Source organism: Flavobacterium sp. C3NV, from assembly GCF_046825355.2.
Classification (GTDB): domain Bacteria; phylum Bacteroidota; class Bacteroidia; order Flavobacteriales; family Flavobacteriaceae; genus Flavobacterium.
This window is the reverse complement of sequence record NZ_JBKQBJ020000016.1, coordinates 13,955-30,976: the sequence shown is the minus strand read 5'-3', so window position 1 is coordinate 30,976 and position 17,022 is coordinate 13,955. Positions and strand designations below refer to the sequence as shown.

Sequence of the window (17,022 nt, the reverse complement as noted above, 5' to 3'; positions counted from 1 at the left end):
CTATTCTATTTTTTGAGAAATAGAACTAAAATGCACTTGTTGTGTGATTTATTTTTTGGATTAAGCAAGATTGTAAATTCTAAAATAGAAATTGAAATAGCACCTTTTGATACGGGTTTGCTGAAGTATAGTGGCTTGATTTTATGAAATTCATAATTTTTTTACGAGGTTTTGGTTGTTAGCGTTGTAAGTTTTAACGATTTTGATTAGTGATCGTTACTATAATAGTTAAATATTAATACAGGCCAAAAGTAAATAAAAATACTACAATATAAAAAAAGACTTTATCTTTATTATTATGATTAATTTTTTAGATTACCAATCCTGTTTTTTACCAATATTAAGTTGATCTTAAATTCTTGATTGGAAGTTCATCTAAGTTGATTACGATTTCGTCCCGATGATCTACATAGTGTTGCTGGTACTAATACTATTTTAGATGGTTATTTTCTTCCATTTGATCTAATAAAATTATATAGTAAAAATTTAGGCAAAACATCATAATAGGTCCCAAAAGAAAAAGTAAATAAAAAAACGACTTAAAATATTTGAATCAATATTTTAAGTCGTTTACTTGTATTTTTTTGTATTATTTGTCTATTTCCCGATACAGAAATTTGCGAAGATATTCCCTAATAATTCGTCATTTGAGACCTGACCTGTGATCAACCCAAACTGGTATAAAGCTTCACGGATATCTAGCGCAATCAGGTCACTTGAAAGATTGGTTTCAAGTCCGTATTTTACTTTTTGTATTTCATCTAAAGCTTTTAATAACGAATCATAATGTCTTGTATTCGTTACAATTGTTTCGTTGTTACGAAGAGCTCCCGTATTTACAAACGAAAGCAATTCATTCTTCAAATCGTCAACACCAATTTTTTCTTTAGCAGAAATCAATAATAGTTTTGCGTTTAGATTTTCAAGCTTAGTGGTGATGTTTGCTACTTCATCAGCAGACAATATATCTTTTTTATTTACGACAATAACCAAAGGTTTTAGCGGATATTTATTTTTGATTTGTTCAATTTCAGAAACAAACTCAGAACTCGAAACCTGGAATTTTAAACCATCAAATAAATAAATCACAACCTGTGCCTGCTCAATTTTTTCGAAAGTTTTTTTGATTCCGATACTTTCTACCACATCTTTGGTTTCACGAATTCCAGCCGTATCGATGAATCTAAAGCCAATTCCGCCAATAACCAACTCATCTTCGATAGTATCACGGGTTGTTCCGGCAATGTCCGAAACTATGGCGCGTTCCTCATTTAATAAAGCGTTCAACAAAGTCGATTTCCCTACGTTTGGTTCACCAACAATAGCAACAGGAATTCCGTTTTTGATTACGTTTCCAACTGCAAATGAATCTATTAAACGTTTTAAAACAAATTCAATTCTGTTCAATAATTCATGAAACTGAGTTCTGTCGGCAAATTCTACATCTTCCTCGGCAAAATCAAGTTCTAATTCTATTAATGAAGCAAAGTTTAAAAGTTCCTCACGTAATTTGGCAATCTCATTACTAAAACCACCACGCATTTGCTGCATCGCAATTTGGTGAGAAGCTTCATTGTCTGATGAAATCAAATCGGCAACAGCTTCTGCCTGAGATAAATCCAGTTTTCCGTTCAGGAAAGCTCTTAAAGTAAATTCACCCGCATCAGCCATACGGCAGCCTTTTCGCAATAATAACTGAATAATTTGCTGCTGAATATAAGTAGAACCGTGACAAGAAATTTCGATTGTATTTTCGCCGGTATAAGAGTTTGGTCCTTTAAATACAGAAACCAATACTTCGTCAAGTGTTTTCGAATCATCTACAATATGCCCCAAATGCAAAGTATGCGTTTTTTGCCTGGTTAAGTCTTTGTTTTTGATGGATTTAAAAACCGAATTTCCGATAGCAATCGCTTCAGAACCCGAAATTCGAATTATAGCAATAGCCCCGGCTCCGGATGGAGTAGCTAATGCAACTATAGAATCTTGATTTATCATGCCGCAAAGGTATAAAAAAAGCAATAAAGTTGAGCCTTTAAGACCATACCTAAAGCATGTTCTTTTCATCAATAAAAATATATTTATCAATAAATTATTAAATGTTAAAATACTGATAATTGTCAGAGTATTTTTATTATAGAATGACTAAATTTGAGAGAACAACTTCTAAATCAAAATCAAAATGAAAAAAATATTATTCCCCACCGATTTTTCAGAATGTGCAACAAATGCATTTGTGCATGCTTTAGAATTTGCAAAAGTGGTTAATGCCGAACTTATTTTGTTACATACTTTTGAAATTCCGGTATACGACAGTCAATTTTTTCCGGAAAACTATGCCGCGATTTACAGCTCGATAGAATTGGCAAAATTTGAAATGTTCAAAGACGAAATCCCAAAGTTAAGAACCATAGCAGACGAACGAAATTTAGGCGACATTGTAATAAAACACCGTCTGATGGATGGAGATTTGATTTACAACTTAAAAAATGCCGTCGAAGAAGACAAGGTAGATTTTGTGATTATGGGATCATCAGGAGAAACAGACTGGACCAAATTTTTCCTGGGATCAAATACAAGCGCTGTCATTTCAGAAATTCAGGTTCCTGTTTTATGCATTCCTGCCGATACAAAATTCAAAAAAATAAAAAATATTGGTTTCACAACCCGATACCGCGAAAAAGACAAAGTCGAACTTAGAAAAGTACTGGATATTGCAAAAAAAACAAATGCAAAAGTAAAAAGCCTGTACGTTAAAACATCAAGTTCAGATGTTTCTGATGTGACTATTAAAGAATGGGAAAAAGAATTTGCAAATGAAAATATTGAGTTTCTGGTTCTGCCAAGCGACGAAGTAAAAGAAACTATTCTTGATTTTATATTGTATAAAGATATAGACGTCCTTACGACAATAACACACAAAAGATCATTCTTTGAAGGTCTTTTCGACTCTAGTTTCACTAAAAAAATTGCCAAAGAAGTTTCTGTGCCGGTTTTAGTAATGCACGAAACCTAAAATTTTACTTTGATAGTAAATTTGTAAGTGTAAAACCTATATTTGTATTTCATTAAATTCAAAAAATGGAATCATATCAAAATAAAGTCGAGCACTATACTGCAATTTTCAATAAAATCAATAAAAGATACAATAGCATAAGTATCTTGCGTCTTTTAAGTGTTTTTCTTTGTTTATTTTTATTGTTCTATTACATCAAAACAAACGAAATCTTATACGCCGCTTTTGCTTTTCTATCTTTTGTTGGTTTTCTTTTTTTAATGAGAATCCATTCAAAGTTGTCTTTTAAAAGAGAGCTTACAAAAGCCATTTTAAAAATCAATAAAGATGAAATTACATATCTAAAAAGAGAAAAAATCCCTTTTGAAAACGGAATCGAATTCAACGACTTTCATCATCCTTATGCTTATGATCTGGATATTTTTGGAGAGCATTCTTTATTTCAAAACATCAACAGAACCGCCACTTTTATCGGAAAAAAAACATTAGCCAATCAGTTATTAAATTTGTCTTCTAATAAAACTATTCTGGAAAATCAGGAAGCAATAAATGAACTTAAAACCAAAATCGACTGGCGTCAGGATTTTTTGGCTCTGGCAATGATTAGTAATGATTCTAAAGATTCATATGAATCACTACTTTACTGGAATTCATTTAAAAATAACACGCTACCTAAAGTTATAGTTGCATTATCAGTTATTCTTCCAGCTTTGTTTTTAGGATTTTTGGCGGCCTATTTTATCACATCAAAAACGATTATTTTATCGTATCTCACTTATGTTTTTATTGCAAATCTAATTGTATTAGGACAATCTTTTAAACGCATACAATCCGAAATTGCAAAAGCAGATAACGTAGATAAAATCATCAAACAATACAGTTTATTGGTTCAGAAAATTGAAACCGAAAATTTTCAGTCAAAGAAATTAATCGACCTGCAACAACAGCTTGTTTTTAGAAACGCAACGGCAAGTACACATTTAAAAGACTTGTCTGAATTGTTTTCGAGAATGGATACTATCAACAATTTTGTGACAGCTACGGTTTTCAACGGAACATTTTTATTCAATCTTCATGTTTTAAAAGCGCTTTTAAAATGGAAAGACAATTATTCGACCGAACTCGAAAAATGGATTACAATTATCGGCGAATTTGAAGCCCTGAACAGTTTGGCAAATCTGGCGTATAACAATCCTGATTTTGTTTTTCCTGAAATCAATTCAGAGTATAAAATCGGATTTTCAGACCTAAGCCATCCGTTACTTAATCCTGCAACAAGAGTAGGGAACGATACCCATTTTTATCCGCAATCCTATATGATTTTAACCGGTTCTAATATGTCCGGAAAAAGTACTTTTTTAAGAAGTTTAGGAATCAATATGGTTTTAGGTGGAATAGGGTCAGTAGTTTGTGCGTCAAAGGCAAACATGCATCCACTTCCAGTTTTAGTTTCAATGCGATTATCAGATTCTTTAGCGGATAGTGAATCCTACTTCTTTGCCGAAATCAAACGTTTAAAGCAAATTATGGATGCCTTAGAAGAACGTCCGGCTTTTGTATTATTAGACGAAATTTTAAGAGGAACAAATTCTGATGACAAACGAAACGGAACAATAGAAGTAGTCAAAAAAATCATTGCTAAAAATGCCATTGGCGCCATTGCCACGCACGATATTGAAGTTTGCCTGACAACCAACGAATATCCTGATATTCTAACCAACCAATGTTTCGAAGTAGAAATTCAAAACAACGATCTTCATTTCGATTACAAACTTCGCAACGGAATTTGTAAAAATAGAAGCGCCACTTTCTTAATGCAGAAAATGGGAGTGATATAATTTTAGATTTTAGATTTTAGAGTTTAGATTGTTTGGAATTTGCATTTTTTAAACTTTAGAATTTAAATTTGAATTAGGAGCTATTTCCTGCTATCCGTTCTAATCTTTTGTGTCCGCCGCGGCGGACACAAAAGGATTTCCACTTCTATCAGGGCTAGGGCATTCGTTTTCAAAATAAAATTAATCTTAAAATTTGTCACTCTGAGCGAAGTCGAAGAGAGCATAGTTTTTAGAGCCAGTTTGTCATCCCGAGGAACGAGGGATCTCCGCAAGAAACTCCTCCTGCAAAATCGCCAATCTTTGTAGAGCTGCTTGTGGAGATCCCTCGTTCCTCGGGATGACAAGATTATGTATAAATTTAATATTTTACTTCAATCCTTCCTTAATCGTATTCACAAAAGCCTCAACCGGCTGCGCGCCTGAAACCGCATATTTCCTGTCGAAAACAAAAAACGGAACTCCCTGCACACCAATTTCATTCGCTTCATGAATATCTGAATGAACATTATCTAAATAAAGATTTTCATTCGCAATAACATCTTTTACTTCATTAGAATCTAAACCAGCTTTTACAGCCAACTCTATCAAAGTTTCTGTATCATTTAAATCCCTTCCTTCAGTAAAATAAGCTTTAAAGAAAATTTCTTCCATTTCATCGCCTAATTTTTTGGTTTTAGCCAATTGTATAATACGATGAGAGGTTAAAGAATTTGAGATAATAGCTTTATCAAAGTGATAGTCTAAACCAACGCTTTTTGCGCGTTCTGTGACACCTTTATGCATTTCTATTGATTGCTCAATCGAAATACCTTTTCGTTCCGCCAGAAACGTAAAAACGTCTTTATCCGCTTGCGGTGTAATAGTGGGGTCAAGTTGAAAACTTTTCCACTCAATTTCAAATTCACCATTTGGAAACTCAGCTAAAGCGGTTTCCAATTGTCTTTTTCCGATATAACAAAACGGACACATGATGTCCGACCAAATTTCTATTTTCATAATACAAAGTTATAAAAATTGTTTCAGGTTTTAAATTTAACCGCAAAGTGCGCTAAGGTTTACGCAAAGTGCGCAAAGTTTTCACTCAAAGCTTTGCGAACTTTGCGTTTTGTAAATGTTAATGCTGGAAAAAACTTTGCGTGCTTTGCGGTAAAATCCACACAATCCAGGAAAAACCTGAAAGCTGAAACAAAATTCCTCCAAATAAAAAACCGCAAATCTTAAAAAAAGAATTGCGGTTTCTAGGTATAAAAAATGGTTGGTTAATAGCGATATTTTTTTTTACAATGATATGTCTTTAATTTGAAACTAAAAAAAATCCCTGTAACAAAAAGAAGTTTTGATGTTAACTATTTAACATCACAGGCATTACTAACATTGTAACAGTTTCACCTTCTTCTAAACCATCAACTGGCGTAAGAATCCCGGCTCTGTTAGGTAATGACATTTCTAACATAATCATATCCGATTGTAAGTTGGTTAACATCTCTGTTAAAAAGCGAGAGTTAAAACCAATTTGAAGATCGTCTCCCTGATAATCACAAGTCAATCTTTCTTCAGCTTTGTTAGAGTAATCGATATCTTCGGCAGAAACATTCAACTCAGCTCCTGCAATTTTTAAACGAATTTGGTGTGTTGTTTTGTTAGAGAAAATCGCCACACGCTTAACTGAACTTAAAAATAAAGAACGGTCGATCATTAACTTGTTCGGATTCTCTTTAGGAATTACCGCTTCGTAATTAGGGTATTTTCCATCGATCAAACGACACATTAAAATATAGTTATCAAATGAGAAAGTCGCATTTGAATCGTTGTATTCAATTTTTACTTCAGCATCAGAGCTTCCTAAAATACTTTTTAGAATATTCAAAGGTTTCTTTGGCATAATAAAATCAGCTACCTGAGATGCTTTTACATCTGTACGGGCATATTTTACCAATTTATGAGCATCTGTAGCAACAAAAGTCAAACCTTCCGGAGAGAACTGAAAGAAAACTCCAGACATCACAGGGCGTAAATCATCATTTCCTGCAGCAAAAATAGTTTTGCTCACAGCAGTTGCCAAAACATCAGCAGGGACAAGAGTTACAGAAGGATCTTCAAGATTTACCGATTTAGGAAATTCTTCACCCGCAGCATATGCTAAAGCATATTTTCCTGAGTTTGAACTAATTTCAACCGTATTGTTTTCTTCAACTGTAAAAGTTAAAGGTTGCTCTGGAAACGTTTTCAAAATTTCAAGCAAAAGTTTCGCCGGTACAGCAACACTTCCTTTGCTTGTAGAATCGATTGATAATGTAGCAGACATTGTAGTTTCAAGATCCGAAGCCGAAACTGTCAACTCATTATTGTCTAGTTCAAATAAAAAGTTATCTAAAATAGGCAACGTATTGTTACTGTTGATTACACTACCTAAAACTTGTAATTGTTTTAATAAGTACGAACTCGATACTATAAATTTCATCTCTTTTGTTTTATTTTTTTGCACTTTTCCTTAGTATTTCTTCAACTAAGATAGGTTTTACAAATATATCGTAAACAATCTTAGTTTCGCAATTTTTTTATTAACATCTATTTGCTGTATTTTCTTTTACGGATGTAAGTAAAAGCCAATCCAAAAACTAATAATATTAGAATTGGAAGTCCGATAGTTATGAATTGCGTCAGGCTGTAATTCTTGTAAACTTTGTCTCCGTCTAATAAAGGCAAACTGACATCTTTGCTTCTAATGTTAATAAGTCCCGTATCATCCAGCAAATAATTAATACAATTCATCATAAAATCTTTATTGTCGTATAAAATACCTGTACGCTGATCGTAACCTAATTCTACCGGCATCATGTTTTTATCCAGTTGATTTCTGGCCAAATCTCCATCGGCAATCACAATCATTTTATTGGGTTTTCCTTTTGCTACAAAAGAATTTTCCTTGAAAGGCAACACACGATTCTCAAAAGCCGAGTGAAAAGAACCCTCTAATAAAACAGAAAGTGGTTTATTTCCTGTGTTGATATAATCCTGAGGTGAAGTTTTTTCGGTTACACTTCCCAGGTTAATCTCCGTTGGAGTTCCAATCGCTTTCGAATACTGGGACGATTGTAATAGAACTGTTTTTTTAATTCCGTTTTTTAAAGTATCAATCGGACTGGCAAAATCAAATTTAATTTCCCCAAGATTTTTTACGATCGGATTATTGCTGGTTGGTATTACAACCGGAGCAAATTTCCAGATAAATTCCTGATATTGTGTAGCGCTTCCTTGTTCGCCGGTAGCTAATTTCAATTTACTTCCTCGTTCGTCTTTTACCAGATCAGGATTAATTCTGAATCCGTATTTGAAGAACATATCATTCAGGTTTAAATCTCTAGGATAAGCTAAAGTCGCTCCGGATTGATTGTACAAACTGTCCATATCGGCCGCAACCTGATCGATAAGCCATAACGTTTTTCCACCGTTCATGATAAACTGATCCAGAACTTGTTTTTCTTCGTCAGAAAAAGTTTGGGTTGGTTTTGAAATAATGGCTAAATCGTATTTTTTTAAAGCGTCTAAAGTTCCGGTTGGATTTTTAGAAACAGAATCTAAAGTAAAAGGTCCAATGTAGTAGCTTTCGCGAATTTGCATTAGCATTTTGGCAATATGAACTTCGTTTAACTCTCCGTTTCCTTTTATAATAGCAACTTTCTTTTGTCTGTCTTTGCTGATTTTATTGATGGCATCTGCAATAGAATATTCTAAATGCTGAATAGATCCGATAACTTTTTGAGTTGTCGAAGCGCCCATTATATTTTTTAATAATGGAATATTGACTTCTTTATTGTTGTAAACCGCAACTGCCCAAGGAAACACCATTGCCTGAGATTGTTTTCCTTTGTCATCAACAGTTATGTTTATTGGCGTAAGACCTTTTTGATACAAAGATTTTACAACAGCCATACTTTCGTCTTCGTTTTCCATCGGGTTCACAAATTCGAAAACAATATTGCTGTTATAAGCCTGAAATTCCTCTAGTAATTGTCTCGTTTCTTGTTGTAGTCGTTTAAAATCTGCTGGCAAATCACCTTGCATATAGATCTTGATCGATAACGGATTTTTAACCTGTTTTATGATTTGTAAAGAGGTTTCGGATAAAGTATAGCGTTTGTCTTTGGTCAAATCAAATCGGTGGAAAAATAAACTTCCCAATACATTTAAAACGATTAAAACAAAAACAGTTATACCTAACGTTTTGATATTTTGTTGAGTAGATGCTTTCATTACGCTTTAAAAGATTTTAATTGATAAACGGTAAAAGACAGAAATAATACTGTGATGCTTAAAAAGTAAATCACATCTCGAGTATCGATTACTCCGCGGCTCATACTTTTAAAATGATCCTGCATGCCTAATGCTGAAATGATATTGAATGATCCGGGAATCAATGATGCTAAACCTTCAAATCCAAAATAAAAGATAAAACACAAAAAAACAGCAATGATAAAAGCCACAATCTGATTTTCTGATAAGGTAGAAGTAAAAATTCCAATTGCTGAATAAGCTGCAATCAGAAACAATAATCCAAAATAAGAACCAATTGTACTTCCCATATCGATATTTCCTTCAGGAAAACCTAAATTCGAAATTACTTTTACATATATAAAAGTTGGAATAATTGCTAAAATAATCAATAGGAGCGAACCTAAAAATTTTCCGTTTACGATTTCCCAAATCGACAAAGGTTTGGTTAATAGCAATTCTAATGTTCCTTGTTTTTTTTCATCAGAGAAACTTCTCATTGTAACAGCTGGAATCAGAAAAATTAAAATCCAGGGCGCCAAAGTAAAAAACGGAGTCAGATCAGCATAACCGCTTTTCAATATATTATAATCTCCTTCAAATACCCATAAAAATAGTCCGTTGCTAATTAAGAAAATAGCAATGACCAAATAGCCAATAGGAGAGCCAAAAAAGGATTTTATTTCTCGTGAAATTATTGATTTCATGTATAACGTTTATTCGTTTATTTGTTTAATCGTTGATTTGTTTCAAATTGCTTCATTACTTATAACTAAAAGTTTTTTACCGCAAAGGACGCAAAGTTTTACGCCAAGTTCGCAAAGTTTTCGCTCAACGCTTTGCGAACTTAGCGTTTTTATAAAACCTTATTAGATATAGTCTTTGCGTTATTTGCGGTTAAATCGTTCCATTTTTTATTAATTTAAACTAACCAATTTATCCACACTCCAAGCTTCTGGCTTTGCATTAAATAGCTTTTTTGTAAAACTCCAAACAGTATTAAAAAGCTTAGATTGTCTGTAATTTTCTAAATCTTCTTCGGTTTCCCAATAACTGTAAGTAAAAAAGATGCATCTATCATTTTTATCCTGATACAACTCTAAAAAACGATTTCCTTCAGCATTTCGTATTTTGTCTTTCACACCTTCAAAATTCTCCAGAAAATCCGGAATTTTTTCTTCGTGAAAACTCATTTTTACTATTCGAACAAACATATTGCAATTTTAGATTTCTGAATTTAGATTTTAGATTTTTTTTGGAATCTAAAATTATTTCAGGTGCGCAAAAATACCAATTTAGATTGTTCTTTTTGTGAAAATTTAAAATATTATAAATACATATTTTTTTCGGATTTTAATGTTTTATTGTATTTCAAATATAGCCCACAGTTTCAACCGTGGGAACACAATGCATATCACGATGCGCTCCCACGGTTGAAACCGTGGGCTATGTTTATAATGCAATGAATAATCTCTGTTTAGTATGATGAAATGAGAGTAAATATCAGTGTGAATCGGTTTAATCCTTAAAATCTGCGTGCCATTTCAATCTAAAATCAGCAATCTGAAATTTAATTGAATTTAATAGTAATCACATCCCTGTAATTCAGTCCCAGCAAACTATTTGCAGAACCAACTTTTGAAGGATTGCTCCTGAAAATAGCAATTTCTAGAAATCCTGCTTCATTAAAAATGGCCAGTTTTTCTCCCTCGTAAGTTTTAATTGGATACTTATCCGAAGTTGCAATCGCGGAGTAATTAGGTAAAATAGTTTTGATGCTTTTGGGTTTCATCACAATTTCGTACGGGCGACCGCGCGAAACTTCTAAAAACTGTTTTTTAGAAATATTTGTCACAACGTTCCCGAAATGATCAATATAAATTACGTAACCTTTTAATGTATTCCCATCTGCAGCCACAACAGCCTGTAATTCTGTAACCTCCTTAACGGCTTGAATTTCTTTACCAATTACATTCAATAATCCGCCTTTTGCGATATGACAGGCCACTTGTATAAAAATATCCAAATCACTGTATTCAATTGGAAAACGATCATGAATATTGATTTCGACAATTTTCTGCGGAACGATTTTCTGCGTAAGCATACTTAGAATTCCGTTATCGGCACAAATAAAGTAGTGATCGTTCCATTGCATAGCAATATGCTGATTCTCTTTATTGCGCTCAATATCTACCCCAATCAAGTGCACGGTACCTTTTGGAAAGCTCAAATAAGAAGCTCCAACAATGTAACTTGCTTCTGCAGTGTTAAATGGATCAACGTCGTGTGAAATGTCAATAATTGTAGCTTCTGTATACTCAGATAAAATTTTACCCTTAAGTGAACCAACAAAGTGATCCTTTAAGCCGTAATCGGTAGTAAGGGTAATTATTGACATAATTTTGTTTATAACTATTGGTAGTATTTAAATCTAATTTTCATTAAATTTGAGAAATGCAAATCTAAGAATACTAAATTCAAATTGAAAGAAAGAAAAGACAAATTGCGATAAAATATATAGTAGTCTTAGTTTTCAGTTTCAGTTTTCAGTATTTTAACAAAAATGATTTTAAAACTGTGACCGCGATTAAAAACTGCGACTTTTTAAAACAAACACCCGACAACCACTGATTATAAAACTGATTTATTTTTAATTTAAAATTAACTCATTTGAACGAAAGAATTATCGAGCTCATAGACATCGCTCCAAAAGACTTTTGGGGCGCTCAAGACACTCATCTTGAAATAATTAAAAAGTATTACCCAAAGCTTAAAATCGTAGCGAGAGGTACCACTTTGAAAGCATTTGGCGAAAAAGAAGTTTTAGATGAATTCGAAAAAAGATTTCAGAGGCTTATGCTTCATTTTACCCGATACAACAACATTGACGATAATGTAATTGAACGCGTAATAATGAGTGATGGTCAGGATGAAAGAAAATCATACGATCATGACAAAATATTAGTTCATGGAGTTGGCGGTAAAATAATAAAAGCCATGACACCCAACCAGCAGTTACTGGTAGATACCATCAAGAAAAATGATATGGTATTTGCTGTAGGTCCTGCCGGAACCGGAAAAACGTATACAGGTGTTGCAATGGCAGTAAAAGCACTAAAAGACAAAGAAGTAAAAAGGATCATATTAACGCGACCAGCGGTAGAAGCAGGAGAAAATCTTGGTTTTTTACCCGGCGATATGAAAGAAAAATTAGATCCGTACATGCAGCCTCTTTATGATGCTTTGCGCGATATGTTACCCAACGAAAAGCTCGAAGATTATATTTTAAAAGGAATCATTCAAATTGCGCCATTGGCATTTATGCGTGGACGTACGCTTGATAATGCCTTTGTAATTCTCGATGAAGCGCAGAATACAACACACTCGCAAATGAAGATGTTTTTGACCCGTATGGGAAAAAATGCCAAATTCATGATTACGGGTGATCCCGGGCAGGTCGATTTACCACGCAGAACTATTTCTGGTCTGAAAGAAGCGATTTTGGTCTTGAAAGACGTTGAGGGAATTGGAATTATTTATCTTGATGATAAAGATATCGTACGTCACAGATTAGTAAAAAAGGTAATTGATGCGTATAAACAAATAGAAAATCACGATTAATTTTATAAAATGTCAAATGTAAATCGTGAAATGTGTTTTGACATTTATTAATATTCGTTTTATGCATATCTTTATTAGAAATGTGTAAAACGAATATTTTTTTTGATTTAGTTTTGATATGCAATTGTCAGGCTGAGCGAAGTCGAAGCCCCGCAAAGTGAAGATAATTAAGTTTTTTGAGCGTAATTTTTGCTATTATTGTGATTGGAATTTGGAATTTTTAAAATATTGGAATTTAAAAATAAATGTAATGAAACAACTAGATGATTTCTATTTAAACCAAGAAGAACCTATAAAAGGAATGTTTTTGGCATTAAAAGAAATTATTCTAAAACAAGACAAAGACATTAATAATGTTCTAAAATACGGAATGCCGATTTTTTGTTATAAAGGAAAAATGTTTTGCTATTTATGGATTCACAAGAAATTTAAACAGCCTTATTTAGCACTTGTAGAGGGAAAACATTTTGACCAACCATTTTTAATTCAGGAAAACCGTTCGAGAATGAAAATCATGTTGCTCAATACTGATGAAGATTTACCTATAGAAAAGATAGAAACCATTCTGGAAAAAGCACTGAATTTATATAAATCAGGGATAATTAAAGTTTAAATTATTTAAAATTCAGTATTTGACGAAATAGTTAAATAAATAATAAACTTAGTACAAATTAAGCTTTAAAGACCTTTTATCTTTGCTCTTCTTGCGGTAAAGCCGTAAATTTGCACATCATAAATACTTGATCTTTAATATGACAAAATTAAAAAATATAAAAGTTGTAGTAACCGACCTTGACGGAACTTTACTCAACCCTCAACACAGAATATCAGATTACACCAAATCAATTTTTCAGGAACTTCACAATCAAAATTATCTTATTGTAGTCGCTACAGGACGTCATCATCTTGATGCAATGGCGATTATCGAAACGCTGAAAGTTCCGGTTTTTCTTGTAAGTTCAAACGGAGCCAGAATTCATTCGCCGGAAAAAGAAGAACTTTTTGCTTTCAATTTAGATAGTGATGTTGTAAAAGCTGCATTAAATGTCGAAATCGATCCTGAAATCACAGTAGTTTTATTCAAAGAAAATGTTTGGCAAACCAATAAATGGAGCGAAAAACTAAATGCTTTTCAGGCCGATTTAAAATACCATCCAGAATTGGTTGATTATAAAAACCTGGAAGATTTTGGCGCAATTAAAATTTTCTTCTCCTGTGATAATCATGAAAAATTAGTGAAGTTGAAAGATGATATTTTAGCCCATTCTTCAGAACATTTGCACCATGCTTTTAGCTTGCCAACCTGTTTAGAATTTATGGATAAATCTATTGATAAAGCAGTTGCGATCGAAAGAGTTCTTGAAAAACAAGGATTTACTCTTGATCAGGCAGTTTCTTTTGGTGATGGTTTCAATGATGTTCAAATGTTATCAGCATCAGGAAAAGGGTTGATTATGGGAAATGCTCCGGATTTATTAAAAGAAACTTTACCAAAGTTAGAAGTAATTAAAACCAACGCAGAAGATGGTGTAGCACAATTTATTGCTGCAAAAATTTTGAATAAAGAATTAGCTTAAAGCTAATGTAAAACAAGAAGTAACAATTATAAAATTTAATCTTTTACAAATTAGATTTTTAAACTTTTGATAAAATTAAGATCCTTGAAGATTATTCTTCAAGGATTTTTTTTGTTAAATGAATATTGTGCAAAGAATTTCGCAAGGAAATAATGAAAACATTTTTTTAATAATTTGCAAAGTGTATTTTTGTTTGATCAAAAAAATAATACCATGACAAAAAACATTTTTATCCTTGCCTTTTTGATTTTTTCTATTTCGGGCAAAAGCCAAACATTGAAATTAGAAGAAATAATGAAAGGCGAATCTTTTATTGGAAATCAACCCACAAACGGACGTTGGTCTCTGGATGGTAAAAAAGTATATTTTGAATGGAATCCAACCAATGATTTAGGTACAAGTACTTATTCGTGGCAAAAAGGAGCAGCAAAACCAGTTTTGGCTGAACCAAAAGAAGCTGCTTTTTCGAAACAGGATTTTAAAAGAAAACCAAATTCTGATATCGTTTATTATATAGATAAAGGCGGTTTGTACTCATATACAATTAGCACAAAAACGGTTAAGAAAATTATTCAGCAAAGTACTCCAATTTCAAACCTTGAATTAGGAAAAGACAATGGAATAGTATTCTTTGAACAAAATGATAATATTTTTAAATACAATACTAAAGAGGGAACAGTTCTTCAAATTACCAATTTTAACAAAGGGACTAAAAAAGAAAAACCAGCTGATAAAGATTCTTTTTTAAAGACGCAACAAAAAGAATTATTTCTGTTTATTAGAGATAAGGAAGCTAAAAAACAATGGAATCTTGCCAAAAGTAAAGCCGTTAAATCTGATTTTGCTAAAGAATATTTTTATGGAAAAGATAATTTCTACAATCTAAAAGCAAATCCAAACGGAAATTTTGCCACTTTTAGTCTGGTAGAAGAATCTGATGTGAAAAAAGAGAAAATGGAAGTTTTTATAACAGATGATGGTTATAATCAAACTCCTGATACCAAAGAAAAAGTGTCAACGGCTAATTTTGTAAAAACTAAGTTTGGAATTTATTCTGTAGCAAAAGATACCGTTTATTATGTCAACTTTTCGACTTTAAGCCATATCCAGGATACTCCAAAGTATTATGAATCGTATGAGAATTTAAAAAGCAAAGCCAAAGAAGATAAACTAATTACTTCTCAGGCTCCGATTTATAATGAAGACGGATCTTTGGCAATTGTCGAAATCAGAAGTCAGGACAATAAAGACAGATGGCTGGTAAATTTAAATCTTGAAAACGGTACCTTTAAAGAAATCGAACATCAGCATGATGATGCGTGGATTGCTGGTCCCGGAATTCCGTCGTATTCTTTTGATTCGGGAACTTTAGGTTTTCTGGCAGATAATGAGACGATTTATTTCCAGTCTGAAGCCACAGGATATTCGCATTTGTATACTTATAATGTAAAATCAGGTAAGAAAATACAACTTACAACTGGAAATTGGGAAGTTCGTGATGTAACATTATCTAAAGATAAAAAGGCATTTTATTTAACCACAAATACAACACATCCGGGAAATAGAAATTTCTATAAACTAGCAGCAACGGGTGGAGCTTTAGAACCAATTTTAACTAAAGACGGAGCGCATGAAGTAGTAGTTTCTCCTGACGAAAAATCACTTTTGGTTCGTTATTCGTATAAAAATATTCCTTGGGATTTTTATATTGCCGACAATAAAAAGAATACGACTTTACAACAAATTTCTTCTTCAGTTTCTGATGATTTTAAAAAGTACAAATGGAGAGAACCGGAAGTGATTACATTTAAGGCACAAGACGGAACTCCTGTAAATGCAAGATTGTATACGCCAAAAGCAGAAAATGCGAATAAAGCTGCCGTAATTTTTGTTCACGGTGCTGGTTATCTGCAAAATGCTCACAATTATTGGAGTAATTATTACAGAGAATATATGTTTCACAACATGTTGACTGATTTAGGTTACACAGTTCTGGACATCGATTATAGAGGAAGTGACGGTTACGGACGTGATTTTAGAACCGGAATTTACCGTTTTATGGGAGGAAAAGATTTATCTGATCATCTTGACGGGAAAAAATATTTAGTAGAGAAATACGGAATCGATGCCAATAGAGTAGGGATCTACGGAGGTTCATACGGCGGATTTATTACTCTAATGGGAATGTTGACGACTCCCGGAGAATTTGCTTCGGGTGCGGCATTGCGTTCTGTTACAGATTGGGCACATTACAATCATGGATACACAGGAAATATTCTAAATTTTCCGGAAACAGATCCTGAAGCATACAAAAAAAGTTCTCCTATTTATTATGCAGATAATTTAAAAGGAAATCTGGTAATGCTACACGGGATGGTGGATGATAATGTTGAGTATAAAGACATTGTACGTTTGTCGCAACGTTTTATAGAATTACAAAAGAAAAATTGGACTCTTGCATCTTTCCCGGTTGAATCTCACGGTTTTAAAGAAACCTATTCCTGGATTGATGAATACAGCAGAATTTTGAATTTATTTAATTCAACGCTTCTTAAGTAAGTTTACAGTTTTCAGTCGCGGTTTTCAGGCTCAGTCGCAGTTTTCAGGCTCAGTCTCAGTTTTCAGTCACAGTGAAAAGCAGTTAACAGAGTGTTTAGAAAACTACAGTAAAGCTTTGTCAAAGTTGTAACATAATTTA

The 17,022-nt window shown here is 33.0% G+C and carries 13 protein-coding genes; 6 read left to right on the top strand and 7 right to left on the bottom strand.

The genetic code is table 11. The features are described 5' to 3' along the window. Positions 1 to 597 precede the first annotated feature (597 nt). Positions 598 to 1,998, bottom strand: a complete 1,401-nt coding sequence (mnmE, locus tag ACIDC4_RS19760; protein ID WP_412044200.1) for a tRNA uridine-5-carboxymethylaminomethyl(34) synthesis GTPase MnmE — start codon at positions 1,996 to 1,998, stop codon at positions 598 to 600. A gap of 184 nt (positions 1,999 to 2,182) precedes the next feature. Between mnmE and ACIDC4_RS19755 the strand changes: the two genes are divergently transcribed. Beyond that, the gene (locus tag ACIDC4_RS19755) at positions 2,183 to 3,016 is read left to right on the top strand and encodes a universal stress protein (RefSeq protein WP_230039397.1); all 834 of its coding nucleotides are present in this window, start codon (positions 2,183 to 2,185) and stop codon (positions 3,014 to 3,016) included. Positions 3,017 to 3,081: 65 nt separating this feature from the next. Further along, positions 3,082 to 4,854, top strand: coding sequence for a MutS-related protein (locus ACIDC4_RS19750; RefSeq protein WP_412044199.1), 1,773 nt, complete (start codon positions 3,082 to 3,084; stop codon positions 4,852 to 4,854). Between the two features lie 366 nt (positions 4,855 to 5,220). Here ACIDC4_RS19750 and ACIDC4_RS19745 read toward each other — a convergent pair whose 3' ends face one another. The 6 genes from ACIDC4_RS19745 to ACIDC4_RS19720 form a co-directional block, all read right to left on the bottom strand. Beyond that, entirely contained in the window at positions 5,221 to 5,850 is a 630-nt protein-coding gene (locus tag ACIDC4_RS19745; protein ID WP_412044198.1) for a DsbA family oxidoreductase, read from the bottom strand. Between the two features lie 346 nt (positions 5,851 to 6,196). Beyond that, positions 6,197 to 7,315, bottom strand: a complete 1,119-nt coding sequence (gene dnaN, locus ACIDC4_RS19740) for a DNA polymerase III subunit beta (RefSeq protein ID WP_065448533.1) — start codon at positions 7,313 to 7,315, stop codon at positions 6,197 to 6,199. 107 nt (positions 7,316 to 7,422) lie between these two features. Further along, a complete protein-coding gene (gene gldG / locus ACIDC4_RS19735) occupies positions 7,423 to 9,108 on the bottom strand; it encodes a gliding motility-associated ABC transporter substrate-binding protein GldG (RefSeq protein ID WP_412044197.1) in 1,686 nt (561 codons plus the stop codon). Next, positions 9,108 to 9,833 carry a gliding motility-associated ABC transporter permease subunit GldF gene (gene gldF / locus ACIDC4_RS19730; RefSeq protein ID WP_412044196.1) on the bottom strand — a complete coding sequence of 242 codons (726 nt, stop codon included), beginning with the start codon at positions 9,831 to 9,833 and terminating at the stop codon, positions 9,108 to 9,110. The genes gldG and gldF overlap by 1 nt, the downstream gene beginning before the upstream one ends. Positions 9,834 to 10,043: 210 nt before the next feature. Continuing rightward, positions 10,044 to 10,340: a putative quinol monooxygenase gene (locus ACIDC4_RS19725; protein ID WP_412044195.1), complete on the bottom strand. Its 297-nt coding sequence runs from the start codon at positions 10,338 to 10,340 to the stop codon at positions 10,044 to 10,046. Between the two features lie 356 nt (positions 10,341 to 10,696). Then, positions 10,697 to 11,524 (bottom strand): SAM hydrolase/SAM-dependent halogenase family protein, encoded by an 828-nt coding sequence (locus tag ACIDC4_RS19720; protein WP_412044194.1) that lies wholly within the window; start codon positions 11,522 to 11,524, stop codon positions 10,697 to 10,699. Between the two features lie 272 nt (positions 11,525 to 11,796). On the opposite strand from ACIDC4_RS19720, the gene ACIDC4_RS19715 reads away from it, so the two are divergent. The 4 genes from ACIDC4_RS19715 to ACIDC4_RS19700 all read left to right on the top strand — a co-directional run bounded on the left by ACIDC4_RS19715 (position 11,797) and on the right by ACIDC4_RS19700 (position 16,883). Beyond that, entirely contained in the window at positions 11,797 to 12,747 is a 951-nt protein-coding gene (locus tag ACIDC4_RS19715) for a PhoH family protein (protein ID WP_412044193.1), read from the top strand. 250 nt (positions 12,748 to 12,997) lie between these two features. Further along, positions 12,998 to 13,360 (top strand): DUF1801 domain-containing protein, encoded by a 363-nt coding sequence (locus tag ACIDC4_RS19710; RefSeq protein ID WP_412044192.1) that lies wholly within the window; start codon positions 12,998 to 13,000, stop codon positions 13,358 to 13,360. Positions 13,361 to 13,499: 139 nt separating this feature from the next. Beyond that, positions 13,500 to 14,324 carry a Cof-type HAD-IIB family hydrolase gene (locus ACIDC4_RS19705; protein ID WP_412044191.1) on the top strand — a complete coding sequence of 275 codons (825 nt, stop codon included), beginning with the start codon at positions 13,500 to 13,502 and terminating at the stop codon, positions 14,322 to 14,324. Positions 14,325 to 14,537: 213 nt separating this feature from the next. After that, a complete protein-coding gene (locus ACIDC4_RS19700) occupies positions 14,538 to 16,883 on the top strand; it encodes a S9 family peptidase (RefSeq protein WP_412044190.1) in 2,346 nt (781 codons plus the stop codon). The last annotated feature ends 139 nt before the right edge of the window (positions 16,884 to 17,022 follow it).

Excerpts from the sequence above, each read along its gene's own strand:
- dnaN (WP_065448533.1), bottom strand. The coding sequence starts at position 7,315 with ATGAAATTTATAGTATCGAGTTCGTACTTATTAAAACAATTACAAGTT.
- ACIDC4_RS19745 (WP_412044198.1), bottom strand. The coding sequence starts at position 5,850 with ATGAAAATAGAAATTTGGTCGGACATCATGTGTCCGTTTTGTTATATC.
- ACIDC4_RS19750 (WP_412044199.1), top strand. The coding sequence starts at position 3,082 with ATGGAATCATATCAAAATAAAGTCGAGCACTATACTGCAATTTTCAAT.
- ACIDC4_RS19710 (WP_412044192.1), top strand. The coding sequence starts at position 12,998 with ATGAAACAACTAGATGATTTCTATTTAAACCAAGAAGAACCTATAAAA.
- ACIDC4_RS19725 (WP_412044195.1), bottom strand. The coding sequence starts at position 10,340 with ATGTTTGTTCGAATAGTAAAAATGAGTTTTCACGAAGAAAAAATTCCG.
- gldG (WP_412044197.1), bottom strand. The coding sequence starts at position 9,108 with ATGAAAGCATCTACTCAACAAAATATCAAAACGTTAGGTATAACTGTT.
- gldF (WP_412044196.1), bottom strand. The coding sequence starts at position 9,833 with ATGAAATCAATAATTTCACGAGAAATAAAATCCTTTTTTGGCTCTCCT.
- ACIDC4_RS19705 (WP_412044191.1), top strand. The coding sequence starts at position 13,500 with ATGACAAAATTAAAAAATATAAAAGTTGTAGTAACCGACCTTGACGGA.
- ACIDC4_RS19755 (WP_230039397.1), top strand. The coding sequence starts at position 2,183 with ATGAAAAAAATATTATTCCCCACCGATTTTTCAGAATGTGCAACAAAT.
- ACIDC4_RS19700 (WP_412044190.1), top strand. The coding sequence starts at position 14,538 with ATGACAAAAAACATTTTTATCCTTGCCTTTTTGATTTTTTCTATTTCG.
- ACIDC4_RS19720 (WP_412044194.1), bottom strand. The coding sequence starts at position 11,524 with ATGTCAATAATTACCCTTACTACCGATTACGGCTTAAAGGATCACTTT.
- mnmE (WP_412044200.1), bottom strand. The coding sequence starts at position 1,998 with ATGATAAATCAAGATTCTATAGTTGCATTAGCTACTCCATCCGGAGCC.